Below are 14,519 nucleotides of genomic sequence, written 5' to 3'. Positions count from 1 at the left end.
CTGCTGTGCCACCGGACTCACTCGAGTACCGAAGCCGCTCCGGCCCCTCCCGGGCGCGTCCTCCTCATCTCCTCCCCGCTGCCACGCCCCCCGGGCCTGTGGCACAGCACCTCATGACAGGACACGACGTGAAGCATTCCCCCGTTCTCCGGACCCCGGTCCGCGCCGGTATCGCGGTCTCCGCGGCTGCGCTGCTGGCCTTCGGCCTAGCCGCCCCGGCCGCCGCCGACCCCGTGGAGACCAACGACGGCTCCGTGCGCGCCCAGTACGACAGCAGCCTCAACCAGGCTGGCGAGTCCGTGACTATGAGCACGGGCACCATCGGCACCAACCTCTTCACGCTGCGCCTCGAAGACGGCAGCGAGCTGACCGCGTACTGCATCGACATCGAGACCGGCATCCGCGGCGGCGCCTGGTACAAGGAAGACGACTGGAACGAGTACGACGGCAAGGGGAACTTCGCCGAGCCCGGCAAGGTCCACTGGATCCTCCAGGAGGGCTACCCCTCGGTGTCCCCCGCCGACCTCGCTGACAAGGCCGGTTCCGGCGTCAACTCCGCCCGGGTCACGGAGCAGGAGGCGCTGGCCGCCACCCAGGCCGCCATCTGGCACTACAGCAACGGCGCCACCCTGGACACGACCCGGCCCAACCCCAACGTCAAGGGCATCTACGAGTACCTGGTCGAGGAGGCCGAGGAGCTGGCCCAGGAGCCCGCCCCGACCCTGAGCGTGACCCCGGGCAGCGCCGCGGGCCAGGCCGGTGGCACCGTGGGCGAGTTCGAGGTCTCGACCAACGCCGCCGAGGTTCCGGTCGCCCTCGAAGCTCCGGACGGCGTGGAGCTGGTGGACGTGGGGACCGGCGAGGCCGTCGACCACGTGAACGACGGTGACAAGGTCGGCTTCGCGGTCCCCGAGGACGCTGACGCCGGCGAGGCCTCCTTCTCCCTGGAGACCACCGCCACGGTCCAGCAGGGCCGCCTGTTCAGGGGCGAGCACACGGAGAAGGCGACCCAGACCCTGATCACCGCCGAGGACGGCGAGGTGACCGCCGACGCGGACGCCTCCGTGGAGTGGGCCAAGGCCGAAGAGCCGGAGCCGACCCCGGACCCCGACCCCACGCCGGACCCGGACCCCACGCCGACCGAGGAGCCGGACCCGAAGCCGACCCCGTCCGACGAGCCCGAGGAGGAGAAGCCCGCTCCGAAGGAAGAGGACGAGCCCACGCTGCCCGTGACCGGTGGCGCGCTGGTCGGCCTGGTGGCCGCCGGCGTGGCCGCCCTGGGTGCCGGTGGCGGCGCCCTCTACCTGAGCCGCAAGCGCAAGAGCGGCATCGTCCCGGACCAGGACGTCTAGTTTCCTAGCGCCTGGGCGTTCGATCCGCCCCGGGGCCCGTCCCGCGAACCTTCGCGGGACGGGCCCTTTGTCATTCGGATTTCTGGGGCAAGGGTCCGAAGTCCTTTTCCGGGCAGTGCGCGTTCCCGGTAGGGCACGCCGATAGTGCGGGCCAACTGAGTACGCCGATGACCCGTCGGGGTTTACATAGGACATGACAGATGGCTGATATCGGCCAGAAACAAAACTTCCGTTGTACTGTGCCTACCCGCCGTGAAAACCTCAGCGGTACGACACGACGCTCATATAGGGCATTCCCGCATTAGTGGCGCACCGTCCACGCCGGTTTCCCGCCGCCACCGGGTAGCACACCTCAGGAAGAGACCGTGACGCACTTGTCCCTCCCCCACCCCCCGGGGCGCATGACCCTCGCCGTAGCAACCTCCGCTCTGCTCGTGCTCGGACCGGCCACCGCCGCCTCCGCGGACCCAGCGCCCTACCAAGGGACCGTCCGCGGCCAGTACACCGGCGTCGCCGAACACGGACACTCCGTGACCATGGAAGGCGAGCCCCTCTCCACCACGGCCACGTTCAACGTCCACCTGGAAGACAGCGACCAGACGCTCACCACCTACTGCATCGACGTCCGGACGGGGCTCATCGAGGACGCCTGGTACCGCGAGGACCTGTGGGAGAGCTACCCGGGCCAGGGCGACTTCGCCGAACCGGGCAAGGTCCACTGGATCCTGCAGAACTCCTATCCCGTGGTCGACGTCGAGACCCTCGAGTCCGACGCCGAAATGGCCCGCCTCAGCGAATCCGAGGCGCTCACCGCCACCCAGGCGGCGATCTGGCACTACAGCAACGGCATCGACCTCGAGCGGGTCGACCAGAGCCCGGACCTCGACGACAACGTCAACGCGGGCAACGTCACCCACCTGTACAACCATCTGATCGACAGCGCCGAGGACCTGCCCAACGAGCCCGGCTCCGCGCTCACCGTGTCCTCCGGCGAGGAGTCCGGGCTGGCCGGAGAGGACATCGGCGAGTTCACCGTCGAGACCAGTGCCGAATCCATCCCGGTCGAGCTCAACGGCCCGGACGGTGTGGAACTGGTCGACGCGGAAAGCGGCGAGGCCGTCGACGAGGTCACCAGCGGCGACACCGTGGCCGTCTCCGTCCCGGACGACGCCGAGGCGGATGAGGCCACGGTTCTCCTGGAGTCGTACGCCGACGTGGAGACCGGCCGCCTGTTCAAGGGTGAGGACGACGACGAACCCACCCAGACTCTCATCACCGCCCAGGACAGCGAGATTCCGGTCTCCGAGGTCTTCACGGTGGCGTGGGACGAGGCGGGCGGCACCCCGCCCGAGGTGACACCCACCGAGGACCCGAGCCCGTCACCGGTGGCCGACGAGGCAGCCGTTGCCGACGAGCGCGGACTGGCGCTCACCGGCAACGCGGTGATCGCGCTGGTCGCCGCCGCCGCGGTCGCGATCATCGGCGGTGGCGCCGCCGTCTACCTGAGCCGCCGCCGGAAGTCGGAGGCCGCGGGGACCGACGCCACCGGGTAGCACCCGGCGAGCCGAAGTACCGTAACGCCCGGAGGGCCCGCTCCGCTTGGGGACGGGCCCTCCGCGCCGTCCGGCCCCGGCGCTCCCTGCCCCCGCACTCTCAGGTCCGGCGCCCCCAGGTCCGCTCCCCAGCCCCCGGTTGCCCCTCGGAAAGCGGGTGCGGGACCGCCGCGGGTCTGGCACCCTGGACCCGGCCCGAACGCTCGGACCTGCGACGACACACGAAACCTACCCGGAGCCGCCCCGATGCCCCTACTCCCCACCGCCCTGGACCAGCGCATCGAACGCCTGCGCAAGGTCGCCGAAGCCGATTCCCGGTTGGAGGGGGTTCTGCTCTACGGCTCCTGGACCCAGGGGGAGGCGGACAGCTTCTCCGACCTGGACGCCTACGTGTTCGTCGCCGACGAGCACGCCGCCCACTTCGACGGCCGCGAGTTCGTCTCGCGCCTCGCCCCGGTCGGCCTGGCCTACACCAACCTGTTCGGCATCCTCGCCGTCGTCTTCCAGGACCTCATGCGCGGCGAGTTCCACTTCGAGCCCGCCGGTGAGGCGATCCCGGAGATCCCGTCCTGGTACGGCACGGTCCACCTGCCCAAGCCCGAGGCCGCCGTGCTGCTGGACCGCACCGGCCGCCTCACCGAGGCCGTGCGCCCGCTCTCCGACTTCGTGCCGCCGGAGTCCGCTGCCGCCGCCGAACAGCTCACCGGGGAACTCGCCAACTGGACGCTCATGGTCGGCCACGTCCTGGCCCGGGGCGAGTACGCACGCGCGCACGCCGCCCTCGCAGCGATGGTCGCTCCGCACCAGCTCAAGCTGCTGCGGATGCTGCGCGGGTCCACGGCGCACTGGCTCACGCCCAGCCGCGCCCTGGAGGCGGACCTGTCCGAGGAGGACGTGGCGCGCTACGCGGACACGACCGGCCGGGTCGAGCCGGAGGAGGTGCGCCGGGCGGCACGGAGCAGCTGGGCGCTGAGCCGCGACCTGTGCTGGGAGGCCGCCGAGCGGTGGGGGTTCACCCTCCCCGAGAACGTGCACGACGACATCGGGCTGTTCCTCGACGCCCTCTGAGCGCACACGAAGGCCCTCCGGTTCCCGGGCCGGGAACCGGAGGGCCACGTTCTGCCCGGTACGCCGGTCAGGCGACCGCGTACGGGCTGCGGGAGATCAGCGCGCCGTCCCGCTCGGTCAGGGCCCGCTCGATGGCGGCCGCGACCCGGTAGGTGCGGTCGTCGGACAGGGCCGGGGCCATCACCTGGAAGCCGACCGGCAGGCCGTCCTCGGGGGCCAGGCCGCACGGCACCGACAGCGAGGCGTTCCCGGCCAGGTTGGACGGGATGGTGCACAGGTCGGCCTGGTACATGGCCATCGGGTCGTCGGAGCGCTCACCGATGGGGAACGCGGTGGTCGGGGTGGTCGGCGAGACCATCACGTCCACGTTCTCGAAGGCGGCGTCGAAGTCGCGCTTGATCAGCGTGCGCACCTGCTGCGCCTTGCCGTAGTAGGCGTCGTAGTAGCCGCTCGACAGGGCGTAGGTGCCCAGCATGATCCGGCGCTTGACCTCGTCTCCGAAGCCCTCCGCGCGGGTCAGCGCCATGACCTCCTCGGCACTGCGCGTGCCGTCGTCGCCGACCCGCAGGCCGTAGCGCATGGCGTCGAAGCGGGCCAGGTTGGAGGAGCACTCGCTGGGTGCGATGAGGTAGTACGCCGACAGGGCCGCCTCGAAGCTGGGGCAGGAGACGTCGACGATCTTGGCGCCCAGGGACTCCAGGAGCTCCAGGGTCTCGTGGAAGCGCTGGTAGACACCCGGCTGGAAGCCGTCGCTGTCGAGCTGGCCGATCACCCCGACGCGCAGGCCGTCGACGTCGCCGCTCCGGGCGGCCTCGACCACCGGCGGGACGGGGGCGTCGATGGAGGTGGAGTCGCGCGTGTCGTGGCCGGAGAAGGCCTCGTGGAGCAGGGCGGCGTCCAGCACGTTGCGCGCGAACGGGCCCGCGGTGTCCAGGGACGAGGCGAACGCGATCATCCCGTAGCGGGAGGAGCCGCCGTAGGTGGGCTTGGCGCCGACCAGGCCGCACACCGCCGCGGGCTGGCGGATGGAGCCGCCGGTGTCGGTACCCGTGGCCAGCGGCGCCTCGAACGCGGACACGGCCGCGGAGGAGCCGCCGGAGGAGCCGCCGGGGATGCGGTCGGTGTCCCACGGGTTGCGGGTGACCTGGTAGGCGGAGTTCTCCGTGGACGAGCCCATGGCGAACTCGTCCATGTTGGTCTTGCCCAGGATGACCAGGCCGGCCTCGCGCAGGCGTGCGGTGACGGTGGCGTCGTAGGGCGGCTGCCAGCCCTCGAGGATCTTGGAGGCCGCGGTGGTGGGCATGTCCTTGGTGGTGAACACGTCCTTGTGCGCGATCGGCACACCCGCGAGCGGTCCCTGCTCCGCCCCGGAGGCCCGCTTGGCGTCCGCGTCGCGGGCCTGGGCGAGCGCTTCCTCGCGGCCCACGTGCAGGAAGGCGCCGATGGTGCCGTCGACCGACTCGATCCGGTCGAGGTAGGCGTTGGTGGCCTCCTCCGAAGAGACCTCACCCGCCTTGATGGCCGCGCCGAGGCCGGCGGCGCTGAGGCCGATGATCTCGCTCATCTACTCTTCCTCCCCAAGGATCCGCGGGACCCGGAAGCGCTGGTCCTCCACCGCGGGGGCACCGGCCAGGGCCTGCTCGGGTGTCAGGCCGGTCCTGGCCTCGTCGGGGCGGTAAACGTTGGTCAGCGGCAGGGCGTGCGAGCTCGGCGGGATGTCGCCCTGGGCGACCTCCTGCACCGTGGCCATGGCGGTGAGGATGTCACCGAGCTGGGCGGCGAGCGTGTCGAGCTCGCTCTCGTCGAGCGCCAGCCGCGACAACCGTGCGAGGTGCGCGACCTCATCGCGGGTGATGGCGGTCATCAGGTGAGAACCGTTTCTTCGGCGGACGGGTGAACAGCCCAATCCTATTGGCCCGACGCCGGTCCCGGTGCCGTTCGGCCACCAGCCACCCTCTTCTTCCCGTTTCGCTGGAGAGCGCGCGGGACCGTCAGACCGGGGTGCCGGTGTCGTGGGCGGACACCCAGGCGGAGACGTCGCGGGCGTGCATGGGCGGGGAGAAGAAATGGCCCTGGGCGGTGTGGCAGCCGGTCTCGCGGGCCGCCTCGGCGAGGGCCCGGCTCTGCACCCCCTCGGCGGTGGCCTTCATCCCCAGGGCGCGGACCAGGGCGATCGCGCCGCGCACCACGGTGTGGCCGTTGTCGGTGCCGTCGACCAGGCGTGCGGTGAAGGTCTCGTGGATCTTGACCTCGTCCAGGGGCAGCCCGGCCAGCTGGGCGAGGGTGAAGTGGCCGGTGCCGAAGTCGTCGAGGGCCAGGCCGACACCCAGTCCGCGCAGGCGTTGCACCGCCTCGGTGGCGGCGTCGGGGTCGGTGATGAGGGTGCGTTCGCTGATCTCCAGGACCAGCTGGTCGGCCGGGACGCCGTGCTCGCGCAGGGCGCCGGCGACGGCGTCGGGCAGGTCGGGGTCGAGGAGTTCGCGCAGGCCGAGGTTGACCGCCACCGGCAGGGTGAGGCCCTCGGAGCGCCACTGGGACGCCCGCGCGAGGGAGATGTCCAGGACCTGCCCGGTGAAGGCGCGGAACAGGTTGGAGTGCTCGACCACCGGCATGAACTCGTCCGGGGTGAGCAGGCCGCGGATCGGGTGGCGCCAGCGGGCGAGCGCCTCCAGCCCGACGGTCCGGCCCCCGGCGAGGTCGACCTTGGGCTGGTAGTGCATCTCCAGGGCGCCCTCGGCGAGGCCGCGGCGCAGCTCGCTGTACATGCTGAGGCGGGCGGTGGAGTTGCGGTCCTTGCCGGGGTCGTAGCTCTCCACGCCGGTCCGGTCGGCCTTGGCGACGTACATGGCGACGTCGGCGCGTTGCAGGAGGAGTTCGAAGTCGGGTGCGTCGTCCGGGTACAGGGCGATGCCGGTGCTGACCTGGAGGTCGAAGTCCATGCCGTCCATCCGGACGGGTTCGGACAGGGCGCCCTTGAGCCGCAGGGCCACCTCGCGGGCGGAGTCGGTGTCGCGCACTTGGGGAAGCAGGATCGCGAACTCGTCGCCGCCGAGCCGGGCCACCAGGTCGCCCGGGCGCACGCTGTGGGTGAGGCGGCGGGCGAGGGTCTCCAGGAGCCGGTCGCCGGTCGGGTGGCCGAGGGTGTCGTTGACCTCCTTGAACCGGTCCAGGTCGAGCAGGAGGAGGCCCACCCGGGCACCGCGCTGGCAGGCCTGGTCGATCTCCTGGCGGGCCCGGACGGTGAGGAACTTGCGGTTGGCCAGCCCGGTGAGTTCGTCGTGGTTGGCCTGGTGTTCGCGGTTGACCGACAGCTGGGCGCTGGCGTAGAGGGCGCCGAGGGGGAAGGCGAACAGCGGGACGTACAGCGCGGAGTGGGTCATCGCGAGGACGATGAGCGGGGCCAGGCTGAGCAGGACCCCGGTGACGTAGACCTGCTGGCCCAGGCCCTTGAACATGACCTGCCTGAGGGGAGCACGTTCGTGCATGGCCACGGCGCACAGCACCAGGATCCGGTTGGTCAGGAACGACCCGGTTCCGGCGAGGGCCACGGCGACGAGCTCTCCCCCGGCGGGGACCCAGGGGGTGCTGACGATCCCGGGGAGGGACAGGCGCAGGATGGCGTCGGCGACGCCCAGGGAGAGGACGTACTGGGCGGCGTTGAAGGCGGTGCGGTGGGTCGCGTGGCGGCGGGCGACCCCGGCGACGACGGTGGCGACGCACTGGATGAGGGCGGCGACGGGCAGCCCGTAGAAGATGACGAGCGCGAAGGTGAAGGGCAGTGAGGTGGGTGCGCCGCTGCCCGGTGCTTGGCCGGGCAGGGCGATGGGTCTCAGCTCACCGAGGATCACCATGCACAGCAGAACCCAGATCAGGGGTTCCGTCGCCAGCCTGAGCAGCTGGTCGGGGCCGAGTTCGAGGCTGGAGACCCCGAGCAGGGCCGCTCCGGCCACCGTCGCGGCTCCCATGTAGAGCCAGAGCGGTGTCCCGACCCGGGGGCCGATGTCCCGGGTACCGATGGGGTCCTTCATCCGTGTCCTCGAGGCTCATGACCGTTATCCGGGATATGGATCTGTCCATATCCGAGGGTATGACCGCCCATCTTACGCGGCTTCGTCACCAAGTGTCGCCTAACAAGAACTATCAGTGAAAGGTTCCGGATGCGAAAAAGGGCAGGGATCCATGGATCCCTGCCCGCATCCCGGCCGAAAGGCGGACGCCTACGGCGTGTTTCGCACAACCGGGTGAGGGTGTGCGCCGGAGCCTACCCTTCCGGAGCCTCCTCCGTGGGGTTGATCCGGAGGTGGTACGCGGTATCGGGGCCGTCCTCCAGCAGGACCCGGAATCCTGCCTCTTCAAGGACGGGGACACCGAGCTTCACGGCCTTGTCGTACTTGGATCCGGGTGCGTCGCCGACCACCACGAAACCCGTCTTCTTGGACACCGAGGCGGTGGCGCGACCGCCGCGCTCGGCGATCGCCTCCTTGGCCCCGTCGCGCGTGAAGCCCTCCAGGGAACCGGTCACGACGACGGTGACGCCCTCCAGAACCCGCGAACCGAGCTCCTGTCCTTCGTCCTCCATACGGACACCCGCGGCGGCCCACTTTCGGACGATGTCGCTGTGCCAGTCCACGGCGAACCACTCGCGGATGGACGTGGCGATGGTCGGGCCGATCCCGTCCACCGACGCCAGTTCCTCTTCGGTCGCGTCCCGGATCGCGTCCATGGAACGGAAGTGGCGGGCCAGGTCCTCGGCGGCGCGCGGGCCGACGTGGCGGATGGACAGGGAGACCAGCACCCGCCAGAGCGGCTTGTCCTTGGCCTCCTCCAGCTGCTCGAACAGCTTCTCGACCGTCTTCTTCGGCTCGCCCTCCTTGTTGGCGAAGAAGGAGACGACCTTGGGCTCCCCGGTCTCGGGGACGGTCTTGGGCTCGGTGGTGTCCGGGTCCAGGACGTGGGTGCGGATGGGCAGCAGCTGCTCGACGGTGAGGTCGAACAGGTCGCCCTCGTCCTTCAGCGGCGGTTCGGCCGGCTCCAGCGGCTGGACGAGCGCGGTGGCGGCCACGTAGCCGAGCGCCTCGATGTCCAGGGCCTTGCGCCCGGCGATGAAGGCGACGCGCTCGCGCAGCTGTCCCGGGCAGGAGCGGGCGTTCGGGCAGCGCAGGTCGACGTCGCCCTCCTTCTGCTGGCCGAGCCCGGTTCCGCACTCGGGGCAGTGTTCGGGCATGACGAACTCGCGCTCGGTGCCGTCGCGGCGGTCCAGTACCGGCCCGAGGATCTCCGGGATGACGTCGCCCGCCTTGCGCAGGAAGACGGTGTCACCGATGAGCACACCCTTGCGGGCGACCTCCTGGGCGTTGTGCAGGGTGGCGAACTCGACCTCCGAACCGGCCACCACGACCGGCTCCATCACGCCGTAGGGGGTGACGCGGCCGGTGCGGCCCACGCCCACCTTGATTTCGGTGAGCTTGGTGGTGACCTCCTCCGGCGGGTACTTGTACGCGATCGCCCACCGGGGCGCGCGGCTGGTCGAACCCAGGCGGCGCTGCAGGGCGAAGTCGTCCACCTTGATGACGATGCCGTCGATCTCGTAGGCGGGGTCGTGGCGGTGCGCCTGGTAGTACGAGACGTACTCGCGGACCTCGTCCATGGTGGTGACCGTCTTGTAGCGGTCGCTGAGCGGCAGCCCCCACTCGCCGAGGAGCGTGTAGGCCTGCGACTGACTGGTGAAGGCCGCGTCCCCGCCTCCGCTGTCGCCGCTGCTGCCGCCGCTGTCACCAGTGCCGCCGGCCGCCGGGGTGTAGGCGCCGACACCGTGCACGATCATCGACAGCGGCCGGGTCGCGGTGACCCTCGGGTCCTTCTGGCGCAGCGAACCGGCGGCGGCGTTGCGCGGGTTGGCGAACGGCGCGTGGCTGCCGTCGTCGGCGATGCGCGCGTTGAGCTGCTCGAAGTCCTCGACCGGCAGGAAGACCTCGCCGCGGACCTCCAGCAGCTCGGGGGCGGGGCGGACGCTCTCGTCGAGCTGCACAGGGACGACCCCGATGGTGCGGACGTTGAGCGTGATGTCCTCGCCGACCCGGCCGTCGCCGCGGGTGGCGGCCCGGATGAGGCGGCCCCGCTCGTAGACCAGGTCCACCGCCAGGCCGTCGATCTTGAGTTCGCACAGGTACTGGCCGACCGGGACCTCGGCGGAGGCACGGTCGGCCCAGGCGTTCAGCTCGTCGACGTCGAAGGCGTTGCCCAGGCTCTCCATCCGCACGAGGTGCTCGACCTCGGCGAAGTCGACGCTGATCGGCGCGCCGACCTTCTGTGTGGGCGAGTCCTGCGTGATGAGCAGGGGAAAGCGGTCCTCGATGTCGCGGAGTTCGCCCATGAGGGTGTCGTACTCGGCGTCGGAGACGATCGGGTTGCCCAGGTAGTACCGGTAGCTGTGGTCGTCCAGCTCACGACACAACTCGGCGTGGCGGGCGCGTACCTCGTCGGGGACGGTGGTGTTGTCGGGCGCGCTCACGCGGCCTGCCTTTCTGGTTGTACTCGCGGGGGACTGGGTGGGGGGCTACTGGGTGGACGGGACTGCGCCGGGAGTGTGCCCGCTCTGCGGAGGTGCCCGGCCGGGCGCCCCCGCTCTATCTGCGGGGCTCGTCGCGGAGGACCCGGGCACCGTCCCGGGCGGCCTTGAGGGCTGCTCTGGCGTGCTGGGGCGAGGCACCGGCCATCCCGCAGGTGGGTGTGGTGACGACGGCACGGGACAGCAGGTCAGGGCTGAAACCGAGCCGGTTCCACAGGTCCCTAACAGGGTCGACGATAGTCGCCGGGTCCGACATTCCGGGGGCCTCAGCGGACCCGCCGGAGGCGCTCTTCCGGGCGTTTCCCCGGGCCCTTCCGGAACGCTCTCCGCCGGCCGCGGGGGCGGGCGGGTCCGTGGACGGGACGACCCCGAGGAGGAGCCCGACGCCCGCTTCCACGGCTTCGCCCACCATGGTGTCGTGGGCGCGGTCCAACAGGAGCGCGTTCATGCTGAGGGCGCGCGCGCCGCTGCGGCGCAGGAGGTCGACGGGGGCACCGGGCGCGCAGCAGTGCGCGGCGGGCACAGCCCCGGCCTCCGTGAGCGCGGCGAAGAGGGTGCGCAGGACCGCCTCCACCTGGATCCGGTCGACGGCGGGCAGGACACCGAAGCCGCTGGCCGTGGGCAGGGATCCGAGCAGGACGGAGGGCAGCGAGGGTTCGTCGACCTGGACGATGATCCGGGCGCCCGGAACCCGTCTGCGCACTTCGGCGAGGTGGGCGAGGGCGCCCTCCAGGTGCGACTCGGCGAGGTCGCGGTGGGCACCGGGGTCGGAGACCAGGCGCTGGCCGTTGCGGAGCTCGACCGACGCCGCCATGGTCCAGGGGCCGGCGAGCTGGACCTTGAACGTGCCCTCGTAGTCGTGTGCGTGCTCGGTGAGGGCGTCGAGGTCGTAGGAGAGGAAGCTCCCGGCGCGGGCGAGGTCGCGCCCCGGGCTGTCCACGACCCGCCAGCCGGTGGGCTGGACCTCGATCGGGAAGTCCACGAGGAGGCCTCCGGTCCGCCCGATCATGTCGGCCCCGGCCCCCCGTGCGGGGAGCTCGGGCAGGTGCGGGAGATCGGGGAGTTCACCGGCGATGACGCGCATCGCCTCGTCCGGATCCTCCTCAGGCCACGATCCGACACCGGTTGAGGACGCTACGGGCCAGGGGTAGGGCTGCTGTTCACTCACGTTGCCCAAGGTTAGAGCAACCGGGGCGGGTCGGCGCTGCGGCCGACACGCGCCCAGGCGGATGCGGGGTCAGCGGCCGGCACGCATCTCTCCGGCCCCGGGGCCGGAGGCCGCGCCCGGGGGCCTACTCGCCCGTGGACCTGGCCAGGGGCTGCTGGCGGTCGGGGGCTGCTCGCGGTCAGGGGCTGCTGACGATGAGCCCGTCGGGGGTGGTCTCCATCGTGCAGAAGGTGAGGTTGTCGACGACCCCGGTGGCACCGAGCCCTTCGAGCTCGGCGCGGTAGTGCGAGGTGGCCACGGCCAGGACGGGACCCCCGGCGGCCAGGCCGGCGCGGATCCCGGCCGGGGCGTCCTCGACGATCAGGCAGCGGGCGGGGTCGTGGCCGAGCGCGGCGGCGGCCTTGAGGTATCCCTGGGGGTCCGGCTTGCCGACGGTGACGTCCTCCGCGGTGACGAGGACGTCGGGCACGGGCAGCCCGGCGGCGTCCAGGCGGGTTTGCATGAGCCTGCGCGGGCCCGAGGTGACGGCGGCCCACCGCTCGGGGGGCAGCGCGGAGAGGAGTCCGGCGGTGGCGGGCAGGGCGGTCACACCGTCGAGGTCGCCGAGTTCGAGCTCCTCGAGCTCGGCCGTGGCCTCGTCGACCCGGTCCGCGGGCAGGAACATCGCCACCGTGTCCTCGGTCCGCCTTCCGTGGGAGACCTTCAGGATCTCCTCCGGGTCGGTGCCGTGGGCCTCGGCCCACGCGCGCCAGGTCCGTTCCACGGCACCGGTGGAGTCCACGAGCGTGCCGTCGATGTCGAACAGGACGGCGTCAACAGAGATGCGCATGCCGTCCAGGCTAGAGGTGCTGCACCCGGGGCGGGACTCCCCCGGATGATCTTGCTCCTGATCTCCACCCCCGCGCGCCGAGGGTGGAGACAGGGGCAAGATCATCGGAGGTGGGGAGCGGTATCGGACTCGGGACCGGACCGGACCGCGGAGTGCGACTCGGACTCGGTGTGCGGCCGGGCCCCGGAATCGGGCTGGCCGCACTGGGCCAGGCGGGAGCGCACGACGAGGCCGGCGACGGCCAGCGCCGCGAGCACCACGACCCCGACCGCTGTCCAGGGCGAGTTGAGGAAGAGCGCCAGCCAGGCCCCGACCACCCCGGAGATGACCACTCCCCACAGGCCGGCCCAGGCCAGGCCGCCGACGAACACGGCGGCGAAGTACACGGGGAAGCGCATCCGCACGGCGCCGGCGGCGAAGTTGATGGCGGTCTGCATGCCCACGGTGAAGAAGCTGAGGGTGACCACGGGCGCGCCGAAGCGGTCGATGCGCTGCTTGGCCGCGTCCAGCTTGGGGCCGAGCCGCTGGCCCACGCGGCTGCGGGCCACACCGGCGCCCAGTCCCCTGCCGAGCCAGTAGGTGGCGGGGGCGCGCAGGAGGATCACCACGAGCAAGGTGAAGTAGATCACCCAGAAGGGCTGCCCCTCGAGGAACGCGAACTGCGGCATGGACCGACCCCTTACACCTTGACCCCACAACTTTGCATTGCCTTACCTAACCTCGGCAAGCCCCAGTGGCGGAAAACAAGGGTTATCTGTCCTACATTGACCGGCTCGGCCCCCGGGGCTCGGGGGCCGTGGTCCCCGAACACCCGCGCTCCCCGGACCCGGATCAGGCCGGGGCCGATTCCGCCCCGGCCTCGGCGGGTTCGGCGCTGCGCGCGGTGGAGCTGATCGTCGCCGACCCCAGCACGGAGTCGCCGTCGTAGACCACCACGGCCTGCCCCGCGGCCACGCCCTTGGCGGGCTCCGCCAGCCGGACCCGGAGCTCGGGGCCGTCGGCGGTGTCGCGCTGCACGACCGTTGCCGGGTACACCTCGCCGTGCGCGCGCAGCTGCACGTGGCACTCGGTGGGCTCGGCCAGCGGCTCGCTGCCGCTCCACACCGGCCGGACACCGACGATCTCGTCCACCCGCAGCGACTCGCGCGGTCCCACCGTCACCGTGTTCTCCACCGGCTCGATGGACAGCACGTAGCGCGGGTTGGGCGCCCCGCCCAGGCCCAGGCCCTTGCGCTGGCCGATGGTGAACGCGTGCGACCCGTTGTGGCTGCCCACGACGTTGCCGTCCTCGTCCTGGATCGGCCCCGGCTTCTCACCGAGCCGGTTGTTGAGGAACCCGGCGGTGTCGCCGTCGGCGATGAAGCAGATGTCGTGGCTGTCGGGCTTGTCCGCCACGGAGAGCCCGCGCCGGTCGGCCTCCGCGCGCACCTCGTCCTTGGTGCAGTCACCGAGCGGGAACATCGCGTGCTCCAGCTGCTCGGCGTTGAGCACGCCCAGGACGTAGGACTGGTCCTTGCCCTCGTCGACGCTGCGCACGAGGCGGTTGTCGATCTTGCGGACGTGGTGCCCGGTCACGACGGCGTCGAAGCCGAGCGCGATCGCGCGGTCCAGGACCGCCTCGAACTTGATCTTCTCGTTGCAGCGCAGGCACGGGTTGGGGGTGTTGCCCGCCTCGTACTCCGCGACGAAGTCCTGGACCACCTCGCGGTCGAACTCCTCGGACATGTCCCACACGTAGAAGGGGATGCCGATGACGTCCGCGGCTCGGCGGGCGTCGTGGGAGTCCTCGACGGTGCAGCAGCCGCGCGCTCCCGTGCGGTAGGACTGCGGGTTCTTGGAGAGGGCCAGGTGCACTCCGGTGACGTCGTACCCCGCCTCGGCCACACGGGCCGCGGCTACCGCGGAATCGACCCCGCCGGACATGGCGGCCAGTACACGCAAAGTCATAACGCTGTCCAGCCTATGCGCCCCTCCGAGGGGC

The 14,519-nt window shown here is 71.4% G+C and carries 11 protein-coding genes; 3 read left to right on the top strand and 8 right to left on the bottom strand.

Annotated features, from left to right (window positions below; all coding sequences use genetic code 11):
• Positions 1-128 precede the first annotated feature (128 nt).
• The 3 genes from ACYVD1_RS08150 to ACYVD1_RS08140 all read left to right on the top strand — a co-directional run bounded on the left by ACYVD1_RS08150 (position 129) and on the right by ACYVD1_RS08140 (position 3,973).
• On the top strand, positions 129-1,352 hold the full coding sequence (locus ACYVD1_RS08150) for a thioester domain-containing protein (RefSeq protein ID WP_460769809.1): 1,224 nt from the start codon (positions 129-131) through the stop codon (positions 1,350-1,352).
• Positions 1,353-1,717: 365 nt separating this feature from the next.
• Positions 1,718-2,905, top strand: coding sequence for a thioester domain-containing protein (locus ACYVD1_RS08145; RefSeq protein WP_460769806.1), 1,188 nt, complete (start codon positions 1,718-1,720; stop codon positions 2,903-2,905).
• A gap of 246 nt (positions 2,906-3,151) precedes the next feature.
• Positions 3,152-3,973 carry an aminoglycoside 6-adenylyltransferase gene (locus ACYVD1_RS08140; RefSeq protein WP_460769802.1) on the top strand — a complete coding sequence of 274 codons (822 nt, stop codon included), beginning with the start codon at positions 3,152-3,154 and terminating at the stop codon, positions 3,971-3,973.
• 67 nt (positions 3,974-4,040) lie between these two features.
• On the opposite strand, the gene gatA is transcribed toward ACYVD1_RS08140, so the two are convergent.
• The 8 genes from gatA to mnmA all read right to left on the bottom strand — a co-directional run bounded on the left by gatA (position 4,041) and on the right by mnmA (position 14,485).
• Positions 4,041-5,537 carry an Asp-tRNA(Asn)/Glu-tRNA(Gln) amidotransferase subunit GatA gene (gene gatA / locus ACYVD1_RS08135; protein ID WP_460769799.1) on the bottom strand — a complete coding sequence of 499 codons (1,497 nt, stop codon included), beginning with the start codon at positions 5,535-5,537 and terminating at the stop codon, positions 4,041-4,043.
• Entirely contained in the window at positions 5,538-5,837 is a 300-nt protein-coding gene (gene gatC / locus ACYVD1_RS08130) for an Asp-tRNA(Asn)/Glu-tRNA(Gln) amidotransferase subunit GatC (protein ID WP_460769795.1), read from the bottom strand.
• 127 nt (positions 5,838-5,964) lie between these two features.
• A complete protein-coding gene (locus tag ACYVD1_RS08125) occupies positions 5,965-8,001 on the bottom strand; it encodes a putative bifunctional diguanylate cyclase/phosphodiesterase (protein WP_460769792.1) in 2,037 nt (678 codons plus the stop codon).
• A 233-nt stretch (positions 8,002-8,234) separates the two neighbouring features.
• Positions 8,235-10,484: an NAD-dependent DNA ligase LigA gene (ligA, locus tag ACYVD1_RS08120; protein WP_460769790.1), complete on the bottom strand. Its 2,250-nt coding sequence runs from the start codon at positions 10,482-10,484 to the stop codon at positions 8,235-8,237.
• A 115-nt stretch (positions 10,485-10,599) separates the two neighbouring features.
• Positions 10,600-11,709 (bottom strand): methionine synthase, encoded by a 1,110-nt coding sequence (locus ACYVD1_RS08115; RefSeq protein ID WP_460769788.1) that lies wholly within the window; start codon positions 11,707-11,709, stop codon positions 10,600-10,602.
• 178 nt (positions 11,710-11,887) lie between these two features.
• On the bottom strand, positions 11,888-12,538 hold the full coding sequence (locus tag ACYVD1_RS08110; protein WP_460769786.1) for an HAD family hydrolase: 651 nt from the start codon (positions 12,536-12,538) through the stop codon (positions 11,888-11,890).
• A 101-nt stretch (positions 12,539-12,639) separates the two neighbouring features.
• On the bottom strand, positions 12,640-13,206 hold the full coding sequence (locus tag ACYVD1_RS08105; protein WP_460769784.1) for a DedA family protein: 567 nt from the start codon (positions 13,204-13,206) through the stop codon (positions 12,640-12,642).
• Positions 13,207-13,369: 163 nt separating this feature from the next.
• On the bottom strand, positions 13,370-14,485 hold the full coding sequence (gene mnmA, locus ACYVD1_RS08100; protein ID WP_460745562.1) for a tRNA 2-thiouridine(34) synthase MnmA: 1,116 nt from the start codon (positions 14,483-14,485) through the stop codon (positions 13,370-13,372).
• Between the last annotated feature and the right edge of the window lie 34 nt (positions 14,486-14,519).

Source organism: Nocardiopsis nanhaiensis, assembly GCF_054778635.1.
This window is presented reverse-complemented; position numbering and strand designations above follow the sequence as displayed.

Bases quoted from the DNA above. Each gene is read 5' to 3' on its own strand.
- gatC (WP_460769795.1), bottom strand. From the start codon at position 5,837: ATGACCGCCATCACCCGCGATGAGGTCGCGCACCTCGCACGGTTGTCG.
- ACYVD1_RS08110 (WP_460769786.1), bottom strand. From the start codon at position 12,538: ATGCGCATCTCTGTTGACGCCGTCCTGTTCGACATCGACGGCACGCTC.
- ACYVD1_RS08125 (WP_460769792.1), bottom strand. From the start codon at position 8,001: ATGAAGGACCCCATCGGTACCCGGGACATCGGCCCCCGGGTCGGGACA.
- gatA (WP_460769799.1), bottom strand. From the start codon at position 5,537: ATGAGCGAGATCATCGGCCTCAGCGCCGCCGGCCTCGGCGCGGCCATC.
- mnmA (WP_460745562.1), bottom strand. From the start codon at position 14,485: ATGACTTTGCGTGTACTGGCCGCCATGTCCGGCGGGGTCGATTCCGCG.
- ACYVD1_RS08140 (WP_460769802.1), top strand. From the start codon at position 3,152: ATGCCCCTACTCCCCACCGCCCTGGACCAGCGCATCGAACGCCTGCGC.
- ACYVD1_RS08105 (WP_460769784.1), bottom strand. From the start codon at position 13,206: ATGCCGCAGTTCGCGTTCCTCGAGGGGCAGCCCTTCTGGGTGATCTAC.